1 protein-coding gene is annotated in these 472 nt (G+C 47.2%); it reads left to right on the forward strand.

Going from position 1 to position 472, the window contains the following annotated elements:
- Positions 1–19 precede the first annotated feature (19 nt).
- On the forward strand, positions 20–472 hold a 453-nt coding region (locus KJQ99_RS09640), incomplete at its 3' end, for a M13 family metallopeptidase N-terminal domain-containing protein (protein ID WP_284467057.1).

Here is a 472-nt window from a genome sequence, read left to right on the forward strand (position 1 = left end):
GCTTTCGGTCTTATCAGACATGCTTGAAAAGCTTTTTGAAAAAGCCGGATACGATGCTGAATTTGCCAAAAAGACGATCAGCGAAGCTATCGAATACGATCGCTTGATTGCACCATTCCAAAAAGACAGCACCGAACGTGCCGATTACGTCAAAGTTTACAATCCGTATTCGTTTGAAGACTTCTCCAAGCTTTCGACCACGATCGACCTTGGCGCTGCCGCAAAGCAAATCGTCAAGACGACGCCTGACAAGATCGGCGTTACAGAGCCAAAATTCTATGCAGCAGCAGACAAGATCGTCAACGACGATACGTTTGAACAATTAAGAAGCTGGATCTTCGTACATACGCTGCTTAATGCGACAAGTTTCTTGAGCGATGACGTTCGCGTCCTCGGCGGCACGTTCACACGCGCACTTTCCGGTGCAAAGGAAGCAATGAATCCTGAAAAAGCAGCATATCACCTTGCAACG

It is taken from the genome of Campylobacter sp. 2018MI13 (genome assembly GCF_018501135.1).
Classification (GTDB): Bacteria; Campylobacterota; Campylobacteria; order Campylobacterales; family Campylobacteraceae; genus Campylobacter_E.